Source organism: Streptomyces sp. NPDC091292 (genome assembly GCF_044757265.1).
Taxonomy (GTDB): Bacteria; Actinomycetota; Actinomycetes; order Streptomycetales; family Streptomycetaceae; genus Streptomyces.
The window spans coordinates 45707-63117 of sequence record NZ_JBIVUQ010000020.1; the positions used below are offsets into that span (position 1 = coordinate 45707).

Annotated in this window: 18 protein-coding genes and 1 tRNA gene; 4 read left to right on the plus strand and 15 right to left on the minus strand. The window is 71.8% G+C overall.

The window, feature by feature from the left end; all coding sequences use genetic code 11:
* Positions 1-23: 23 nt before the first annotated feature.
* Positions 24-551 carry an NUDIX hydrolase family protein gene (locus ACIQNU_RS35510; protein WP_401374477.1) on the plus strand — a complete coding sequence of 176 codons (528 nt, stop codon included), beginning with the start codon at positions 24-26 and terminating at the stop codon, positions 549-551.
* Positions 552-637: 86 nt separating this feature from the next.
* Here ACIQNU_RS35510 and ACIQNU_RS35515 read toward each other — a convergent pair whose 3' ends face one another.
* The gene (locus ACIQNU_RS35515; RefSeq protein WP_401374295.1) at positions 638-2452 is read right to left on the minus strand and encodes an ABC transporter ATP-binding protein; all 1815 of its coding nucleotides are present in this window, start codon (positions 2450-2452) and stop codon (positions 638-640) included.
* Between the two features lie 263 nt (positions 2453-2715).
* Positions 2716-2789 (minus strand) — tRNA-Pro (locus ACIQNU_RS35520).
* A gap of 180 nt (positions 2790-2969) precedes the next feature.
* On the opposite strand from ACIQNU_RS35520, the gene ACIQNU_RS35525 reads away from it, so the two are divergent.
* The 3 genes from ACIQNU_RS35525 to ACIQNU_RS35535 all read left to right on the plus strand — a co-directional run bounded on the left by ACIQNU_RS35525 (position 2970) and on the right by ACIQNU_RS35535 (position 5178).
* On the plus strand, positions 2970-3677 hold the full coding sequence (locus ACIQNU_RS35525; protein ID WP_401374297.1) for a transketolase: 708 nt from the start codon (positions 2970-2972) through the stop codon (positions 3675-3677).
* A 33-nt stretch (positions 3678-3710) separates the two neighbouring features.
* Positions 3711-4610, plus strand: coding sequence for a transketolase family protein (locus tag ACIQNU_RS35530; RefSeq protein WP_401374300.1), 900 nt, complete (start codon positions 3711-3713; stop codon positions 4608-4610).
* A 97-nt stretch (positions 4611-4707) separates the two neighbouring features.
* A complete protein-coding gene (locus ACIQNU_RS35535) occupies positions 4708-5178 on the plus strand; it encodes a carboxymuconolactone decarboxylase family protein (protein WP_401374302.1) in 471 nt (156 codons plus the stop codon).
* 34 nt (positions 5179-5212) lie between these two features.
* Here ACIQNU_RS35535 and ACIQNU_RS35540 read toward each other — a convergent pair whose 3' ends face one another.
* The 13 genes from ACIQNU_RS35540 to ACIQNU_RS35600 all read right to left on the minus strand — a co-directional run bounded on the left by ACIQNU_RS35540 (position 5213) and on the right by ACIQNU_RS35600 (position 17184).
* Entirely contained in the window at positions 5213-6532 is a 1320-nt protein-coding gene (locus ACIQNU_RS35540) for an MFS transporter (RefSeq protein ID WP_401374304.1), read from the minus strand.
* A gap of 258 nt (positions 6533-6790) precedes the next feature.
* Positions 6791-7150: an MmcQ/YjbR family DNA-binding protein gene (locus ACIQNU_RS35545; RefSeq protein WP_401374306.1), complete on the minus strand. Its 360-nt coding sequence runs from the start codon at positions 7148-7150 to the stop codon at positions 6791-6793.
* A gap of 77 nt (positions 7151-7227) precedes the next feature.
* Positions 7228-7761 carry a GNAT family N-acetyltransferase gene (locus ACIQNU_RS35550; RefSeq protein WP_401374308.1) on the minus strand — a complete coding sequence of 178 codons (534 nt, stop codon included), beginning with the start codon at positions 7759-7761 and terminating at the stop codon, positions 7228-7230.
* Positions 7758-8360 (minus strand): helix-turn-helix domain-containing protein, encoded by a 603-nt coding sequence (locus ACIQNU_RS35555; RefSeq protein WP_401374311.1) that lies wholly within the window; start codon positions 8358-8360, stop codon positions 7758-7760. Before ACIQNU_RS35555 ends, ACIQNU_RS35550 begins: the two co-directional genes overlap by 4 nt.
* 39 nt (positions 8361-8399) lie before the next feature.
* Positions 8400-9317, minus strand: a complete 918-nt coding sequence (locus ACIQNU_RS35560; protein WP_401374314.1) for a LysR family transcriptional regulator — start codon at positions 9315-9317, stop codon at positions 8400-8402.
* An 83-nt stretch (positions 9318-9400) separates the two neighbouring features.
* Positions 9401-10606, minus strand: a complete 1206-nt coding sequence (locus ACIQNU_RS35565; protein ID WP_401374316.1) for a glycine C-acetyltransferase — start codon at positions 10604-10606, stop codon at positions 9401-9403.
* 57 nt (positions 10607-10663) lie between these two features.
* Complete coding sequence (gene tdh / locus ACIQNU_RS35570; protein ID WP_401374478.1) at positions 10664-11692, minus strand: L-threonine 3-dehydrogenase; 1029 nt, start codon at positions 11690-11692, stop codon at positions 10664-10666.
* A 155-nt stretch (positions 11693-11847) separates the two neighbouring features.
* Positions 11848-13050: a Gfo/Idh/MocA family protein gene (locus tag ACIQNU_RS35575; RefSeq protein ID WP_401374319.1), complete on the minus strand. Its 1203-nt coding sequence runs from the start codon at positions 13048-13050 to the stop codon at positions 11848-11850.
* Between the two features lie 84 nt (positions 13051-13134).
* Positions 13135-13713, minus strand: a complete 579-nt coding sequence (locus ACIQNU_RS35580; protein ID WP_401374321.1) for a GAF domain-containing protein — start codon at positions 13711-13713, stop codon at positions 13135-13137.
* Entirely contained in the window at positions 13710-14309 is a 600-nt protein-coding gene (locus ACIQNU_RS35585) for a GTP-binding protein (RefSeq protein WP_401374323.1), read from the minus strand. The genes ACIQNU_RS35580 and ACIQNU_RS35585 overlap by 4 nt, the downstream gene beginning before the upstream one ends.
* Positions 14287-14658 carry a DUF742 domain-containing protein gene (locus ACIQNU_RS35590; protein ID WP_401374326.1) on the minus strand — a complete coding sequence of 124 codons (372 nt, stop codon included), beginning with the start codon at positions 14656-14658 and terminating at the stop codon, positions 14287-14289. The genes ACIQNU_RS35585 and ACIQNU_RS35590 overlap by 23 nt, the downstream gene beginning before the upstream one ends.
* 2 nt (positions 14659-14660) lie before the next feature.
* Complete coding sequence (locus ACIQNU_RS35595; RefSeq protein WP_401374328.1) at positions 14661-15128, minus strand: roadblock/LC7 domain-containing protein; 468 nt, start codon at positions 15126-15128, stop codon at positions 14661-14663.
* Between the two features lie 109 nt (positions 15129-15237).
* A complete protein-coding gene (locus tag ACIQNU_RS35600; protein ID WP_401374331.1) occupies positions 15238-17184 on the minus strand; it encodes a sensor histidine kinase in 1947 nt (648 codons plus the stop codon).
* Between the last annotated feature and the right edge of the window lie 227 nt (positions 17185-17411).

Here is a 17411-nt window from a genome sequence, read left to right on the forward strand (position 1 = left end):
AGTATGATCAAGCAATGTCTGACATGACCGACACCACGCCCGGCTGGCTGACCAGCGACGAGTTGGAGGTCGCCCGCGCCCGCATGCCGATCCTGTACGTCGAGGCCGTGCCCGTGCGCGTGGACGAGAGCGGCGATGTCACCAGCATCGGTCTGCTGCTGCGCATCGGGCCTGACGGCACGGTCAGCCGGACCCTGGTCTCCGGCCGGGTCCTGCACCACGAGCGGGTCCGCGACGCCCTGCTGCGCCATCTGGAGAAGGACCTCGGTCCGGTGGCGCTGCCGGCGGTGCCGGTCTCGCTCCAGCCGTTCACGGTCGCCGAGTACTTCCCGACGGCGGGGGTCACGCCGTACCACGACCCGCGGCAGCACGCGGTGTCCCTCGCCTACGTCGTTCCGGTGGCCGGGGACTGCCGGCCCCGGCAGGACGCGCTGGACCTGGTGTGGTTCACACCGCAGGAGGCCGCGTCCGAGGCGGTGCGGAGCGAGATGCCGGGCGGGCACGGGGCCCTGTTGAAGCAGGCACTCGCTTATGTCGGCCACGTGTCCTGAGGTTTTCAGCGCGTCCTGTGGGTGTGCGGCGCGTCCTGGCGGTGTGGGGCGCGGGCCGAGCGGTACTCGGCGCGGTCGACCCGTGTTCAGCGCAGGTCGAGTGGCTTTTCGTGCCGGTCCGCCGTCGGCGGGGTGCCATCGAGGAAGCCGCCCGACTGGTGCTGCCACAGTTTGGCGTAGGCGCCGTCCGACATGAGCAGTTCCTGGTGGGTGCCTTGCTCGACGATCCGGCCGCGGTCGAGGACGACGAGCCGGTCCATGGCGGCGACCGTGCTCAGCCGGTGCGCCACCACGAGCGCCGTCCGCCCCTCCATGAGCTGCCACAGCGCCTGCTGGACCAGGATCTCGCTCTCGGAGTCGAGGGCGCTGGTCGCCTCGTCGAGGAGCAGGATCGGCGCGTCCCGCAGGATCGCCCTGGCGAGGGCGACCCGCTGGCGCTGGCCGCCGGACAGCTTGACGCCGCGCTCGCCCACCAGGGTCTGGAAGCCGTCCGGCAGGGCGTCCGCGAACTCCGTGACGTGCGCGGCCTCGGCCGCGCGGCGGATCTCCGCGTCGGTGGCGTCGGGCCGGGCGAAGGCGATGTTGTCATGCAGCGTGCGGTGGAACATCGCCGGGTCCTGCGGGACATAGGCGATCAGGCTGCGCAGGTCGGCCTGGCGCAGCCGGTTGATCTCCTGGCCGCCGATCAGGATCCGCCCCGAGTCGACGTCGGTCATCCGCAGCAGCAGCCGGGACAGCGTGGTCTTGCCGCCGCCGGACCGGCCGACGAGCCCGATCCTCGTCCCGCTGGGCACGGCCAGGTCGAGGCCGTCGAAGAGGGGTCGGCCGCCCGCGTGGGCGAAGGTCACCTGCTCGAACCGGACGTCGGCGGGGCGGGACCGCAGAGGCTCGGGCGACGCGGGGTCGAGTACGGTCGGTGACGTTTGCAGCAGCTCGGTGAACTGCGCGGCCTCCGTCATCGAACTCTCCAGACGGCGGTAGATCTGGTTGAACTCGAACATGATCCGGGTCGCGTTGGTGTAGTAGGTGAAGGAGACCACGACGGCCTCCACACCGTGCCCGCCGCCGCCGAGCGTGACCGCGAGCAGGAGGCCCAGCGCGTTGGTCAGTACGGACATCGGCGCGACCAGGGTGTCGATGCGCAGATTGCCGTAGTCCCACGACCGCAGGGTGAGCCGGCGTGACGCGGCGACGCGGGAGCGGTGCTCGGCGGCCTCGCGTTCCTCGGCGGCGAACGCCCGGACCGTGTCCATGTTCATCAGGCTGTCGGCGACATGCCCGGAGACCCTGGCGATGGCCTCCTCGCGCCGGTCGACCAGAGCCTGGCGGCGGCGGATCAGGGGCACCACGCACACCCCGGTGAGCGCGATCATCGTCAACAGGCCGACCACGAGCAGTGGTTCGTAGCGCCACAGCACGACGGACCCGAACAGCAGGGGCACGAAGCTGCCCACCACGTTGAACGTCAGGCAGTCGACGAACGCCTCGAAGCGGGAGGCGAAGCTCAGCACCCGCTTGGTCAGCGATCCGGCGAAGTTGTCGTGGAAGAACGCGGCGTCCTTGGCGAACAGTTCGTCCATGCCGACCACGTACAGATGCTCGATACCGAGGGCGTCGAGGCGGTTCAGGCAGTGCAGCCCGATCCGCCACAGCGTCTCCGCGAGCAGCAGGACACCGGCGAAGCCGAGGACGTACGGCAGTGCCGGGCCGATGCCGACGTCGGCGCCGTCGGCCATGTCGGCGACGAGTTTGGCGACGATCAGCGGCGCGAGGTAGGCGATGCCGATGTTGCCGACCGCCGGCAGCAGCATCGCGGGCACCGTCAGACGGCGCAGCCGGGACAATTCCCGGCCGTAGTAGCGGAGTACGAGGAGCACCGCGCCCTTGCGCGGCGGAGTCACGGGTGATTCGGAGGAACCCATCCCATCCCTGAGGTGTCGTAGGACGGCCCGCACCGCCGCGCTGCCCACGAGGGGCCACGCGGGGGCACGGGCGAACAGGTGGGGAAGTGTCCCGCGGGCGCGCTCGCGGAGTCCAAGCGTTTTCCGGTGCGACGACCCGATCCGGCCGGGTCCCCGGAGGGGTCTCGGAGGGTCCTCGGGAACGACGGAAGGGCCGGTTGCGGATTGCTCCGTAACCGGCCCTGATCTGCGACTCTCACGAGTCGGGACGACAGGATTTGAACCTGCGACCCCTTGACCCCCAGTCAAGTGCGCTACCAAGCTGCGCCACGTCCCGTTGCTCGTCTGACCTGGGGTTTCCCCTGGCCGAACGACCACGGAAACAATACCGCACTCCGGCCGGTGATCGCGCACCCCTTTTGTCCTGCGGCTCGAACGGAGCGTCGACCGTCGCACGACACACCGTACGGTCGGCCCGCTTGACCCCAAGTGTGCTTGAGGTTGCACGCTCCCTTGTATGGCGACAACAGCGACGCACGCGTACGGCTACGCGGACCTTCCCCACCTCATGGGCCTGATGACCGGCGACGAGAAGCACGGCCCGGCGGCGACCTCGACCCTCGACGTCCTGTGGGTGCTCTACGACCGGGTCCTGCGGGTCTCCCCCGGCACGGCCGGCGATCCGGAGCGGGACCGGTTCCTGCTGTCGAAGGGGCACGGGCCGATGGCGTACTACGCGGTGCTCGCCGCGAAGGGTTTCGTACCGGAGGACTGGCTGCCCGGGTTCGGGGCGTACGACTCGCCGCTCGGGCACCATCCGGACCGGGTCCTTGTGCCGGGCGCCGAGATCGGCAGCGGGTCGCTGGGGCACGGGCTGCCGCTGGGGGTCGGCACGGCGCTGGGGCTGCGGGCCCAGGGTCTCGACGGGCCGAACGTATGGGTGCTGATCGGCGACGCCGAACTGGACGAGGGCAGCAATCACGAGGCGCTGGCCTACGCGGGTCCGGCCGGACTCGACCGGCTGCACACGGTCGTGATCGACAACGCGTCCGCGAGCCATGCCCGGCCGGGCGGCATCGCGGCCCGGTTCGAGGCCGCGGGCTGGTCCACGGTGACGGTCGACGGCCGTGATCACGAGGCTCTGTACGCGGCCTTCACCGCACCGCACCCGGGGCGTCCGCACGCCGTCGTCGCCCGGGTCGAGTCCAAGACCGCCACCGCCTGACCGCCGTCCGACCTTTGAAAGGAAAGAACCATCATGGACACGATGCGTGACCGTTTCGCCCCCGTTGTCTCACGGCTGCTCGACGAGGACCCCCGGGTCGCGGTCGTCCTGGCCGAGATCGGCAAGGACGGTTTCGAGGAGGCGATGCACCGCCATCCGGACCGGGTGATCAACGTCGGGATCCGGGAGCAGTTGCTCGTCGGCGCGGGCGCGGGGATGGCTCTGACCGGGCTCCGCCCGATCGTCCACACTTTCGCGAGCTTCCTGGTCGAGCGGCCGTTCGAGCAGGTGAAGCTCGATTTCGGGCATCAGGACGTGGGGGGCGTACTGGTGAGCGCCGCGGCGTCGTTCGACTGGCCCGCCGGTGGCTTCACCCATATGGCGCCCGGCGACGTGGCCCTGCTCGACACGCTGGACGGCTGGACCGTGCAGGTGCCGGGCCACCCGGACGAGGCCGAGACGCTGCTGCGGCACGCGGTCGCGGCCGACGACGACCGTGTCTACGTCCGCCTGTCGATCCAGTCGAACAAGGACCCGCTGCCGGTCGACGGTGAGCACTTCCTCACCGTCCGTGAGGGCCGCCGGGGCGTGGTCGTCGCGGTGGGACCGCTGCTCGACCAGGTCCTCGCCGCCACCGAAGGCCTGGACGTCACCGTGCTGTACGCGACGACCGTGCGCCCCTTCGACGCGGCCTCGCTGCGCCGGGCCACCGGCGCGGCGACGGCGGACGTCGTGCTGGTCGAGCCCTACCTCGCGGGCACGTCGACGCCCGCAGCGAGCGAAGCCCTCGCCGATGTGCCGCACCGGCTCCTCGCCCTGGGCGTCGGCCGCCGGGAGCTGCGGCGGTACGGCCAGGTCGAGGAGCACGTGGCCGCGCACGGCCTGGACGCGGTGTCGCTGCGGGAGCGGATCTCGGGGTTCCTCGGCAGGTAGGGGTTCCTCCGCAGGTAGGGGCCTGCGCGTCACATCTCGCCGGGCCCATCCGTCAGATGGGTGTAAGCATCAACAACGGCAGAGAGAGTTCGTCATCATGGATGCCCGTCTGAATCTCAGGACCCCGGGCTCGGGGAAGATCGTCAACCTCCTCAGCTCGGCGGACAAGGTCCTCAAGGACTCGACGCTGCCCGCGGCGACCCAGGAGCTGGTGAAGCTCCGCGCGAGTCAGATCAACGGCTGCGGCTTCTGCACCGACATGCACAGCAAGGACGCCGCGCTCGCCGGGGAGACCTCGGTACGCCTCAATCTGGTCGCCGCCTGGCGGGAGGCCACCGTCTTCACCGAGGCCGAGCGCGCCGCTCTGGAGCTGACGGAGCAGGGCACCCGGATCGCCGACGCGGCAGGCGGCGTCTCGGACGAGGCGTGGGCGGACGCCGCCAAGCACTACGACGAGGAGCAGCTCGGGGCCCTGGTGTCCCTGATCGCCCTCATCAACGCGTTCAACCGTTTGAACGTGTTGGTCCGCCAGCCCGCCGGCAGCTACCAGCCCGGCCAGTTCGGATAACCGGAAGCCGCAAGGGCCCTGAGCCGCAAGGTCCCTACGTGGCCGGGCCGCCCCCGGAACCCGAGTCGGCCCGCGATCTGCCGTCCCTCCCCGAGAGCCGCCCCGGCGGTCCGGGCGGGGACGGTTCGCGTGGCACCGCCGGGCTTCCGCCGGTCCGGGGCAGGCCGGTGTCGACGCGGACCAGGCCACGTATCGCCGGGACCGCGAGGAGGGCCGCCGCGACGAGCAGAGTCATCACACCCCCGAAGAGGAGGACCCGCTCGGCCCCGACCCATTGGGCCGCCGGGCCCGCGAGGGCCTGGCCGACCGGCATCATCGCGAGCGAACCGGCGACGTCGTAGGCGTGGATGCGGTTGAGGACGTCCGGTGGGACCTGGGTCTGGACGCTCGTCGCCCACATCACGCCCCAGAACGACATCCCGGCGCCGGCGATCGCCGCGCCCGCCGCCATCGCCTCGACCCCGAGCTGGGCGCCGACGGATGCGGGGAAGGCCGCGAACGAGAACAGTGCGATGGCGCCGGCACGGAGCATGTAGCGGGGGCGCAGCCGCAGGGCTATGAGCCCGCCGACGACCGTACCGGCGCCGAGCGCCGAGTTCACCAGGCCGTACGCGCTCGGCCCGTGTTCCTGGATGACCAGCGTCGCCACCAGCGGAACCGTCGGGCCCCAGACCGCGATCATGTAGACGCACCAGATCGCGATGACGCCCCACAGCCACGTCCTCGCTCGGAACTCCCGCCAGCCTTCGACGAGATCGGCCCGGAAGCCGCTGGTCCGCGCCTGGGTGCCGGGGGCGGCGGGGGGAAGTCTCAGCACGATCAGACAGAGGGCGCTCAGCGCGTACGTCCCCGCGTGGGCCGCGAAGACTCCCCCGGCCGACGAGAAGGCGACGAGGAGTCCGGCGAGGGCGGGTCCGGCGAGTTGGGCGGCCGACTCGGCGACGCGTATCGCGCCGTTGGCCGCCTGTACGTCGGCGGCCAGGCGCGGCACGGTACTGGCGACACCTGGCTGGAAGATCGCGGACGCGGCGCCGTTGACCGCGCCTATGACACAGATCTCCCACAGGACGACATGGCCGGTGAAGAAGAAGGCCGCCGCGAGTGCCTGGCTGACGAGTCGGACCAGGTCGGCCCCGATCATCAGCAGGCGGGTGCTGAAGCGGTCCGCGAAGACGCCGCCGAAGATGACGAGTCCGGCGAAGCAGGCGACGGACGCGGCCATCGCCAGACCGACGGCCCCCGCTCCGTATCCGTGCTGGAGCAGACCCGCGGCGAGCGCCACCGGCAGCATGGTGTCACCGAGTTTGGCGACGGCCCGCGCGGTGAAGAAGAGGCCGAAGTCCCTTGTCCACATGCGCTGTCGGTCGCCCCCGCCCCCGGCGATCCCGTCCGCCTTCTTACGTCGTCCTGACGGCGGCCACCATGACGACAACCCGGACCTCACAGCCCGCACCCCTCCCCACCCCTCACGGGGTCCCCTGTTCCTGTCCGATGCCCCGTCTGTTGCCCGGTCCGCAGCCCTGCGCGATCATCCGTGTTTCCCGCGCCCGCCGCTACAGGATTTCCGACCCCCCGGTCCTCCCGGTCCGCTCATGCCTGATCGCCCGCCCGCTCAACCCGTGGTCGGAAGCCCCAGCTCCGGGTGAGCCTCCAGAAGGCGGGTCGGTGCCGCCTGACGCCAGGAGTCGGCGAGGATGTCGGTCAGCTCCGCGTCGTCCTCCAGCGCCGACAGCCGTACCCGCACCCACGCGAACTGCGCCTCATGGCCGGCGATCCAGAACTTCCGCGGCTCCGCGAGGACCAGCTCCTCCCGCTCCTCCTTGGGGCAGCGCACCGCTATGGACGTCTCGTCCTCGGGCAGGGTCGCGAACATCTTCCCCGCCACCCTGAAGGTGGGCATGCTCCAGGCGGTCTTCTCGCTGGTGTCCGGCAGCGAGAGGGCGATACGGCGTACGGCGTCGGAGTCCGGCATGACAAGAACCGTAACCAACGCCACTGACAATCACCTCTCCCCGTCCCCCACTCGCCCCACCCCGGCCGCGCACCCCCTCACGCGGTGAGCGGCACCGTCCGCTTGTAGAAGAGGGTCGTGGCCTGCGGGATGCCGTACGGATCCGTCGCATAGTCGGGGATCATCCCTGCCCGCTGCCACCCGGCGGACCGGTACAGGCCCTCGGCGGGGCTGTCGGTCTCGGTGTCGAGGTGGAGCAGGGTGACGCCCGCGTCGGCGGCGCCGTGTTCGGCGGTGGCCAGCAGGGTCCGGCCGAGGCCCTGTCCCCGTGCGCGGCGGTGCACCATGAGTTTGATGATCTCGGCGCGGTGCCTGCCGTTGGGCATGGCGGCGAACTGGACGCCCACGGTGCCGGCGATCCCCTCGGCGTCTTGCGCGGCCCACAGCGCGAGCCGGCCGCTCTCGACGTCCCGTGCCAGCCCCCGCCACCAGTCGGCGGCGGTGGCGTGGTCGAGCGACTCCATGAAGCCGACCGATGAGCCGCCGCGTACGGTGTCGACGAGCAGGTGGCCCAACGCGTCGGCGGAGTCCAGGAGTCGGGCGGCCGTCAGCCGGTCCACTCGGGTCGTCATGGCCGCACCACCACCACGGCGTACCGTGCCGCGCCGGGTCCCGGGCAGTGGAAGCGGGTCGCGCCCCAGAGCCGGAAGCGCAGGCAGTCCCCCGCGTCGAGGAGGTGTTCGGTGCCCTGGACGGTGAGGTGCAGGCGTCCGTCGAGGACCCAGATGTGCTGTTCCATGCCCGGTACCGGCGGCCGGTCGTAGGGCACGTCGGCGCCGGGTTCGAGGCGGCCTTCCACCACCTCGCCGCGCAGACCCGGGTGCGGTGGGGACACCGAGCGCCGGACGAAGCCGGACGCCGGGTCCCGCCACACCGTCTGTGCGGCGGCCCGTACGACGTCGGCGGACTCGGTCTCCACCTCACTGAGCAGGTGGGACAGGGTCCGTCCGTACACGGCGCAGAGCCGGTTGAGGAGCGAGGCGGTGGGGCTGATCTCGGCGCGCTCGGCGCGGGAGAGGGTCGAGCGGCTGATGCCGCTGCGCTCGGCCAGCTCGCCCAGCGACCAGCCGTGTTCGGCCCGCAGCGCGGCGAGGCGTACGGCGAGGCGGGCGTCGACGTCCGTGGGTGGCCCGTCCGGTGCGACGGCTCCGGCCTGTTGCTGCTTTCCCATATTCGGGATGCTATCCCAGATTCGGGACGACAGAACCTCTCAAGAAGGGCCACCCGGAAAGTCCAGGACCCCGGCCAGCGCATCGAGAACGGGCCTGATCAGCGGATGCGCCTCCGTCCCGCGCCGCACGGCTGCGAACACCCGCCGGGTCGGAGCGCTGCCGTCCACCGGGCGGACCACGACCCCGCCGAGGTTCATGTCACGCAGCGCGGAGCGTGGGACGAGGGCGACGCCCGCGTTCGCCGACGCCAGCGCCACAACCGCACGGAAGTCGTCGGACTGGTGTGCGAGGCGCGGCTCGAACCCGGCGTGCTCGCAGGCCAGGACCACCACGTCATGGCAGGGGTTGCCGGGGTACGGCCCGATCCACGGGTCCTTGGCCAGTTCGGCGAGCGGGATGCGGTCCGCCCCGGCGAGACGGTGGCCGACAGGCACGACGGCGTCGAAGGGCTCCGCGTAGAGCGGAACGCGGGTCAGCCGGGGGTCGTCGGCGCCCGGCGCGCCCCGGTACTCGACGGCGACCGCGACATCGACCTGCCGGTCCAGGACCATCCGCAGACTGGCGTCGCCCTCCGCGTCCCGGACCCGTACCCGGATGCCGGGGGCGGTGCCCGCGAGCCGGGCCAGGGCGGGGGCGACGACCAGGCCGATGCCGGTGGCGAAGGCGGCGACCGTGACGGTGCCCGCGTCACCGGATCCGTACGCGGCCAACTCGGCCTCGGCGCGCTCCAGTTGGGCCAGCACCTCATGGGTGTGCCGGAGCAGGATCTCACCCGCCGGAGTGAGCCGTACGCCACGGGCGCTGCGCTCGACGAGGCGGTGGCCGGTCTCCTGCTCCAGCGCGGTGAGCTGCTGCGACACGGCGGACGGGGTGAGATAGAGCGCGGCGGCAGCAGCGGTGACCGTGCGGTGGTCGGCCACCGCACGGAGGATGTGCAGCCGCCGCGCTTCGATCATGCGACCGATTCTCCCAGGGTTTCCGGGTACCGGTACGCGGGGGTTTGACACCTTGGGTTTACGCGGCGATCAGGCGCAAAGGTTCACGCGGGCGTCTCCGCGTCGAGCTGGGCCCGCGCGGCGACAAAGGCGTTCACGGCGCGGTGCACGTCCTCGGTGGAGTGCGCGGCCGAGAGCTGCACTCGGATCCGGGCCTGCCCCTGCGGCACCACGGGGTACGAGAACCCGATGACGTAGACCCCGCGGTCGAGCAGCAGCTCCGCCATGCGCGCGGCGACGGCGGCGTCACCGATCATCACGGGCGCGATGGCGTGGTCGCCGGGGAGTACGTCGAAGCCCTCCTCGGTCATCCGGGACCGGAACAGGGCGGTGTTGTCGGCGAGCTTGCTCCGCAGGTCACCGGCCGACTCCAGGAGGTCGAGCACGGTGAGCGAGGCGGCGGCGATGACGGGCGCGAGAGTGTTCGAGAAGAGGTACGGGCGGGAGCGCTGGCGCAGCAGGGCGACGATCTCGGCGCGGGCCGCGACATAGCCGCCGGACGCGCCGCCGAGCGCCTTGCCGAGCGTGCCGGTGATGATGTCGACACGGTCCATCACGCCGTGCAGTTCGGGCGTGCCGCGTCCGCCGGGGCCGACGAAGCCGACAGCGTGCGAGTCGTCGACCATGACCATCGCCCCGTACCGGTCGGCGAGGTCGCAGATCTCGCGCAGCGGGGCCACATAGCCGTCCATCGAGAACACGCCGTCGGTGACGACGAGACGGCGGCGGGCGCCGGACGCCTCCTTGAGCTTCTGCTCCAGGTCGGCGAGGTCACGGTTGGCGTATCGGAAGCGGCGGGCCTTGGAGAGGCGGATGCCGTCGATGATCGAGGCGTGGTTCAGCGCGTCGGAGATGACGGCGTCCTCCTCGCCGAGCAGGGTCTCGAAGACTCCGCCGTTGGCGTCGAAGCAGGAGGAGTAGAGGATCGTGTCCTCCTGGCCGAGGAACGCCGAAAGGCGCTGCTCCAGCTCCTTGTGGACCTCCTGCGTTCCGCAGATGAAGCGCACCGACGCCATGCCGTAGCCCCAGCGGTCCAGGGCCCGGTGGGCGGCGGCGACCACATCGGGGTGGTCGGCGAGGCCGAGGTAGTTGTTGGCGCAGAAGTTGAGGACGGCGCCGGGGTGCCCGCCGGCCGTGACGCCGACGGTCGCGGACTGCGGGGTGCCGATGACGCGCTCGGGCTTGTGGAGCCCGGCGGCGCGGATCTCGTCGAGTGTGGCGCGCAGGTCGTCGCGCACGGAGTCGAACATGGGGAAGCTCCTAGAAGTGCTTGTGCGGTACGGGGATCGCCACGCGCGGTACGGGAATCACGCGGTCCAGTCGAGGATGATCTTGCCGCCGCGTCCGCTCGCGGCGTCCGTGAACGCCGCCTCGTGGTCGCGGTAGTCGTAGCGCCCGGTGATCACGGGGGCCAGGTCGAGGCCGCCCTCAAGAAGCACCGACATCGCATACCAGGTCTCGAACATCTCGCGGCCGTAGATGCCCTTGATGGTGATCATGGAGGTGACGATCCGGGCCCAGTCGACCGGGAACTCCTCGGCGGGCAACCCGAGCATGGCGATCCGGCCGCCGTGCGTCATGTTGGCGATCATGTCCCGCAGCGCCTCGGCGCGCCCCGACATCTCCAGTCCGATGTCGAACCCCTCGCGCAGCCCGAGCATCCGCTGACCGTCGGCGATGCTCGCGCCGGACACGTTCAGGGCCAGCCCGGCGCCTATCTTGCGGACGAGGTCGAGCCGTTCCTCGCTGACGTCGGTGACGACGACATTGCGGGCGCCCGCGTGCCGGGCCACCGCGGCGGCCATCAGCCCGATCGGACCGGCGCCGGTGATCAGTACGTCCTCGCCGACCAGCGGGAACGACAGGGCGGTGTGCACGGCGTTGCCGAACGGGTCGAAGATCGCGGCGACATCGAGGTCGACGGGCACGCGGTGCACCCACACATTGGCGGCGGGCAGCGCCACGTACTCGGCGAACGCCCCGTCGCGGCCGACGCCGAGGCCGACCGTGGCGCGGCATAGATGGCGCCGCCCGGCAAGGCAGTTGCGGCACTTCCCGCACACCAGGTGGCCCTCGCCGCTGACCCGGTCGCCGGTGGCTATGTCGGTGACGTCACGTCCGGTGGCGACGACCTCGCCGACGAACTCGTGGCCGACGACGAGCGGGGTGCGGATCGCGTTCTGCGCCCAGCCGTCCCAGGCCCGGATGTGCAGATCGGTGCCGCAGATCCCGGTGCGCTGCACCTTGATGAGGACGTCACCGTGACCGATCTCCGGTTCCGGTACGTCCAGCAGCCGGAGTCCCGGCTCCGCTTTCTCCTTGACCAGCGCTTTCAACGACACGGCTCCCGTCGTGGACCGACGGGCCGTCCCACACGCACCCGTCGCACCGCACGCTGCCGTACGGCGGGCGCCGTGGTCCATCGAGGATTTCTTAAGCGCGACCTCAGCTTTCCTTCAGCCCCGGCGGCCCGCGCAGCCGGCCCGCTGCCTCAGCCGCCGACCGCCGGGGTCTGTCCGCGCGCGAAGTAGGCGATCAGCTCCGGGTCGAGCGGCGGGATCTCCCGGGGCGTGCCGCCGTCGCGCAGGGACTCGGTCGCGCGGACCCCGGCGGCGACGGCCATCCGGGCGGCGACGGGCGAGGTGTCGGTCCTGCCGCCCTCGCGGACGAACCGTACGAACTCGTCCATCAGCAGCGGGTCTGCGCCACCGTGGCCTCCGTCGTCCTGCGCGTCGGGCACCGGATACACCGCGTCGGCGTCGGCCCGGTAGCCGGAGCGGCGGGTGTTCCACACCTTCACGTGTCCGCCGGGCCCGTCGCCGAAGTTCTCCAGGCGGCCCGCGTCGCCGACGACGGTGTAGTTGCGCCAGTAGTCGGGGGTGAAGTGGCACTGCTGGTAGGCGGCGAGTACGCCGTTGTCGAGGCGGAGATTGACGAGGGACACGTCCTCGACGTCGATGACCGGGTTGAGGGCCCGCTGTTCGGCGGGCGGCCAGTGGCCGTCCTCGGTGTACCAGTCGGCGGCCTTGGGCTCGCCCGGTGCGCGCCGGTGCGGGCTGTCCCCGTACACCATCAGATCGCCGAACGCCTGTGCCTGCCGGGTGTATCCGCCGGCCAGCCAGTGCAGGACGTCGATGTCGTGGGCGCCCTTCTGGAGCAACAGGCCGTTGGTGTACTGGCGTTCGGCGTGCCAGTCCTTGAAGTACCAGTCACCGCCGTACCCGACGAAGTGGCGGACCCACACCGTCTTGACCTGGCCTATCTCGCCGCGCGTGATGAGGTCGCGCATCAGCCGGACCACCGGCATGTGGCGCATGTTGTGCCCGACGTAGAGACGGGTGCCCGTCTCGTACGCGGTGCGCAGGATCTCGTCGCAGCGGTCGATGCCGATGTCGAGGGGCTTCTCCACGAAGACGGGTTTCCCGGCGCGCAGCGCCTCGCACGCCAGCTCGGCGTGGGTGTGGTCGGGGGTGAGGATCACGACGGCGTCGACGTCCGGGTCGGTGAGGACCTTGCCGTGGTTCTCGACGGTCTTCACCCCGTCGAGCCGCTCGGCGGCGCGGGCGCGCATCGCGGGGTCGGGGTCGGCGACGACGCTCACGCGCGCGCCGCTGCCGGGCCGGTGGGCGGTCTCGGCGAGCGAGCCTCGCAGTCCGAATCCGAGGACGCCGATACGCAGGTCGGGTGCGGTCACAGGTGGATGCCCTTCCGGTCGGGCGGCGCGGAGCGGTGCGTACGGCTCCGAGTGGGCCGTCCGGCGCGGTGGGGACCGTCCGGCTCAGAGCAGCCCGTCCTCCCGCCGGTGGATCTCCTCGACCAGCTCGGCCGCCATGGTCTTGATCGTCTCCAGGCCGGGCCTTCCCCACGGCCGCGGCTCGGTGTCCAGTACACACACCGTACCGAGTGCGATGCCCGTACGGTCGATCAACGGCGCACCCAGATAGGAGCGGACGCCCGTCTCGTCCACGAGCGGGTTGCCCGCGAACCGCGGATAGTCGCGGACGTCCTCCAGGACCAGCGCCTTGCGGCGGACGACGACATGCGGGCAGTAGCCCCGGTCGCGCGCCAGACAGCGCTCGGGCCCGCCGTCCACCGCGGGGACCGCGCCGAGCGGGACACCGCTGCGGCCCCGCGGGGTGCGCAGCCCGGCGAAGAACTGCCGCCTCTCACCGACGAAGTTGACGATCCCGTACGGCGAACCGGTCACCTCGACCAGCCGGTCCGCGAAGGCGTCGAACACCAGGTCGGGCCCCGCTCCGAGGCCGAGGGCGCGCAGGCGCCGTACGCGCTCGGGGGCCTCCCGGTCGACGGGCGTCAGCAGACCGTGCGCGGGCCGCGCCCCGGGCTCGTATCTCATGTGTGCGCCCCATGGATCGGCGCGCGGCGCGGCGCGTGCGCGAGCAGATGGCGTACGAGGGTGAGCAGCGTCTGGATTCCGGAGCTGGAGATCCGCGCGTCGCAGCGGACGACGGGCACGCCCGGGTCGAGGTCGATGGCGGCGCGGACCTCTTCGGTGTCGTAGCGGTAGCCGCCGTCGAACTCGTTGACGGCGAGGACGAATCCGAGGCCGCGCTTCTCGAAGAAGTCGACGGCCGCGAAGCAGTCCTGAAGGCGGCGGGTGTCGGCGAGGATCACCGCGCCGAGCGCGCCCTCGGACAGCTCGTCCCACATGAACCAGAACCGTTCCTGCCCGGGTGTGCCGAACAGATACAGGACGTGCTCCGGGTCGAGGGTGATCCGGCCGAAGTCCATCGCGACGGTCGTCTCGGTCTTGTTCTCGATGCCCTCCAGACTGTCGGTCGCCGCGCTGACCGTGGTGAGCAGCTCCTCCGTGCTGAGCGGCGCGATCTCGCTGACGGCACCCACGAAGGTCGTCTTGCCGGCACCGAAGCCTCCCGCGACCAGGATCTTGAGCGCTGTGGGGAAGGGGTCAGAGCTGTCGTCGTAGTCCATCGAGCACTGCCTCCAGTAGGGACCGGTCCGTGGGGTTGTGGTAGAAGGCGGGCGGTTTGGTGGTGAGCGCTCCGCAGTCGACGAGGTCGGACAGCAGCACCTTGGTGACGGCGGCGGGCAGCCTGAGCTGGGCCGCGACCTCCGCCACGGAGACGGGGGCCTCGCACAGCGCGAGCGCTTCGGAGTGTTCCGGCCCGAGATAGCCGAAGGGCGTCGCCCCGGTCGACATCACCTGCGACATCAGATCGAAGGCGGTCGTCGGGCGGGTACGGCCGTTGCTGACCGTGTAGGGGCGGACGAGCCGGCCGGCCGCTTCGTCGAGCCACGGCCCGTCCTTCGGCGTGACCACGCTCAATGCCTCATCGCCGTGGGTTCCACGGAGGCGGGCACCTGGGCGCGGCCGGCGGCCGGCGGGGACTGCCGTGGAGCGGTCGCGAGATACGGCCGCACGCTCTTGACCAGCATCGCCATCTCGTAGCCGAGCACGGCGGCGTCGGCCTCGCGCCCCGCGAGCACCGCGAGACAGGTGCCGGACCCGGCGGTGGAGACGAACAGCAGGGTGGAGTCCAGCTCGACCACCACCTGCCGTACGTCGCCGCCGTCGCCGAAGCGGATGCCCGCGCTGCGGCCCAGCGAGTAGAGGCCGGAGGCGAGCGCGGCCATGTGGTCGGCGCCGTCCGGATCGAGACCGTGGACGGACTTCACCAGTCCGTCGGATGACAGCAGCACCGCGCTGCGGGTGTGCGGCACGCGCTGCACCAGGCCGCTCATCAGCCAGTCGAGATCGGAAACCTGGCCGGTCGGCACGTCGCTCGCCATGGTGGATCGACTCCTTGGGGTACGGACTTGGGGGTACGAAGGGGTACGAACGGTGGGGGTACGAACGGTGGAGTGCGGGTGGCACGTGGGGTGTCGAGGGGTACGGGGGTCAGCCGGCCGGGGTGCTCCCGTCGCGTCGGGGGGCCAGGTCGGGGCCGGGTATCTGGACGGGTCGCGGTGCCGGTGTCTGTGGGGGTGCCGGTGTCCGTTGGGGTGCCGGGTCGAGGGCGTTCTGTGCCTCGGCCAGGCCGATGCCGCGCTGGAACGCGGCCATCAGGCCCGGGTCGTGGCCGATGTACTGGTCGTCGTCGCACCGGGGTCCTGGACCCTCGCGGAGTTGGGGGGCCAGGTGCTCCTGGGCCTGGCGCTTGGGCAGTTGGGGCCGGCCCATGGTGCCTCGGACCGTGCCGTTCCGGGGGACGAGCGGCGCCACGGGGCGGTCACCGGCTCCCGGCGCCCCGCCGCCGGGTCGCGGACCGGGCGGCGCCTCGGCCGGGTTGGGGCGGGAGGTGTGGGTGCGGACGGGGAGCGGGACGTGGCCGTGGGGGGTGGCGGGGTCGCTCGGGTGGGTTGCCGCCGGGGCGGCGGGCGTGGGGCCGGTGGGAGCAGGGGCGGGCGCGCCGGTGGGATGCCCGTTCGCGTGGCCGTGTTGACGCGGCGCTCCGGCCGGTGGCCGGTGCCCGGGGTGCGTGGCCTCGGCCTGCTGATGCTGGGGATCGGTTACGGCGCCGGGCGCGGCGGGCGCCCCGGAGTGGGGGGCAGTGGAGGCGGGCGTGGGGCCCGGGGCGCCGGCGGCAAGGGCCGGGGCGCGGCGCGGGCGGGCCGCCGGGGGCTGTTCGTCGTCGCCGCCGAGCAGGTCCTGCGGCAGGACGAGTACGGCCTGCACTCCCCCGTAGATATTGGTCTGGAGCCGGACGGCGATGCCGTGCCGGTGGGCGAGTTGGGAGACCACGAGGAGCCCGATCCGGCCGTCCCGCAGCAGGCTGGCGACATTGACCTGGTCGGGGTCGGCGAGGAGGTCGTTCATCCGCTTCTGCTCGCCCACCGGCATGCCGAGCCCGCGGTCCTCGACCTCGACGGCGAGCCCGGAGGTGACCGGGTTGACGCGCAGCAGGACTTGGGTGTGCGGGGCCGAGAACACCGTGGCGTTCTCGACGAGTTCGGCCATCAGATGGACGACGTCGGCGACGGCGTGGCCACGTACGGTGCCGTCGATCGGCGGGACGAGGCGGACCCTGGAGTACTGCTCGACCTCGGCGATGGCCGAGCGCAGCACCTCGTGCACGGAGACCGGGTTGCTCCACTGGCGGCGGGACACGGCGCCGCCGAGCACCGCGAGGTTTTCGGCGTGGCGGCGGATCCGGGTGGCGAGATGGTCGACGTGGAAGAGGCCCTTGAGGAGTTCGGGGTCCTCGACCTCGTTCTCCAACTCGTCCAGGATCGAGATCTCGCGGTGCACCAGCGACTGGAGCCGGCGCGCGAGATTGACGAAGACCTCGACCTTCTGTTCGCTGCCCGCCTGCCCGGAGAGCTGGGCGGCCTGGTGCACGGCGGTCAGGGCCGTGTCGTGGGCCTTGGCCAACTCGTGGGCGAGCAGATCGAAGTCGTCGCTGTCGGCGGGTGCGGTCGCCGGTGCGGGGGCGCGGCGGCGCGGGGGTGTGTCGCCGCGCCGGAGCGCTTCCACGAGGGCGCGCAGGTCTGCCTGGTCGCGCCCGGCGCCCCTGCGGAGCGCGGCCAGCCGGTCGGTGACGGCGCGGGCCGCACGGTTCGCGGCGACGGCGGCGATGACGAGTCCGGCGGCGGTGACGGCGGCGGCACCGGTGAGCACGAGCCAGAGCGCGGGCCCGGTCCGTACGGGGGCGGCGCGCACGGTGAACAGCACGGCGGCGCAGGCGCTGAGGGCGACGGCCACGGCGGGGAGCACCGCGATCCGGACGAGTTGCGCGCGTATATGGGTCTCGGGCAGGGGTGGCGCGGGGGTGCGGCCACCGGGTCTGCCGTGCCGTCCGCCCTCACGGCGGTCTGCGCGTGCGGCCGGTGCGCGAAGGTGTGACATCAGCGTCCTTCTGGCGTCCTGAGAGGTACCCCAGGCCCCGGGGGCCGTGAGGAGCGTCGGGACTCCTGGAACGCGAATCGGGCACACGGCATCGCGGTGCCGGTGTGGTGGAGCGGCATCGCGGTGCCGTGCGGGCGGGCCGGTTCACCATTCCTGAGCCACTCGGCGACCACACACCGTAGTCGGGAACACCTCATGTGCGCCGGGCAGTTGACAAACTCCTCCGA

What these genes read in the sequence shown, in the direction of transcription:
- ACIQNU_RS35540 (WP_401374304.1), bottom strand. Translation starts at nt 6,532, where the DNA reads ATGTGGACAAGGGACTTCGGCCTCTTCTTCACCGCGCGGGCCGTCGCC.
- ACIQNU_RS35535 (WP_401374302.1), top strand. Translation starts at nt 4,708, where the DNA reads ATGGATGCCCGTCTGAATCTCAGGACCCCGGGCTCGGGGAAGATCGTC.
- ACIQNU_RS35600 (WP_401374331.1), bottom strand. Translation starts at nt 17,184, where the DNA reads ATGTCACACCTTCGCGCACCGGCCGCACGCGCAGACCGCCGTGAGGGC.
- ACIQNU_RS35525 (WP_401374297.1), top strand. Translation starts at nt 2,970, where the DNA reads ATGGCGACAACAGCGACGCACGCGTACGGCTACGCGGACCTTCCCCAC.
- ACIQNU_RS35550 (WP_401374308.1), bottom strand. Translation starts at nt 7,761, where the DNA reads ATGACGACCCGAGTGGACCGGCTGACGGCCGCCCGACTCCTGGACTCC.
- ACIQNU_RS35585 (WP_401374323.1), bottom strand. Translation starts at nt 14,309, where the DNA reads ATGGACTACGACGACAGCTCTGACCCCTTCCCCACAGCGCTCAAGATC.
- ACIQNU_RS35580 (WP_401374321.1), bottom strand. Translation starts at nt 13,713, where the DNA reads ATGAGATACGAGCCCGGGGCGCGGCCCGCGCACGGTCTGCTGACGCCC.
- ACIQNU_RS35565 (WP_401374316.1), bottom strand. Translation starts at nt 10,606, where the DNA reads ATGTTCGACTCCGTGCGCGACGACCTGCGCGCCACACTCGACGAGATC.
- ACIQNU_RS35595 (WP_401374328.1), bottom strand. Translation starts at nt 15,128, where the DNA reads ATGGCGAGCGACGTGCCGACCGGCCAGGTTTCCGATCTCGACTGGCTG.
- ACIQNU_RS35545 (WP_401374306.1), bottom strand. Translation starts at nt 7,150, where the DNA reads ATGCCGGACTCCGACGCCGTACGCCGTATCGCCCTCTCGCTGCCGGAC.
- ACIQNU_RS35530 (WP_401374300.1), top strand. Translation starts at nt 3,711, where the DNA reads ATGGACACGATGCGTGACCGTTTCGCCCCCGTTGTCTCACGGCTGCTC.
- ACIQNU_RS35555 (WP_401374311.1), bottom strand. Translation starts at nt 8,360, where the DNA reads ATGGGAAAGCAGCAACAGGCCGGAGCCGTCGCACCGGACGGGCCACCC.
- ACIQNU_RS35510 (WP_401374477.1), top strand. Translation starts at nt 24, where the DNA reads ATGACCGACACCACGCCCGGCTGGCTGACCAGCGACGAGTTGGAGGTC.
- ACIQNU_RS35560 (WP_401374314.1), bottom strand. Translation starts at nt 9,317, where the DNA reads ATGATCGAAGCGCGGCGGCTGCACATCCTCCGTGCGGTGGCCGACCAC.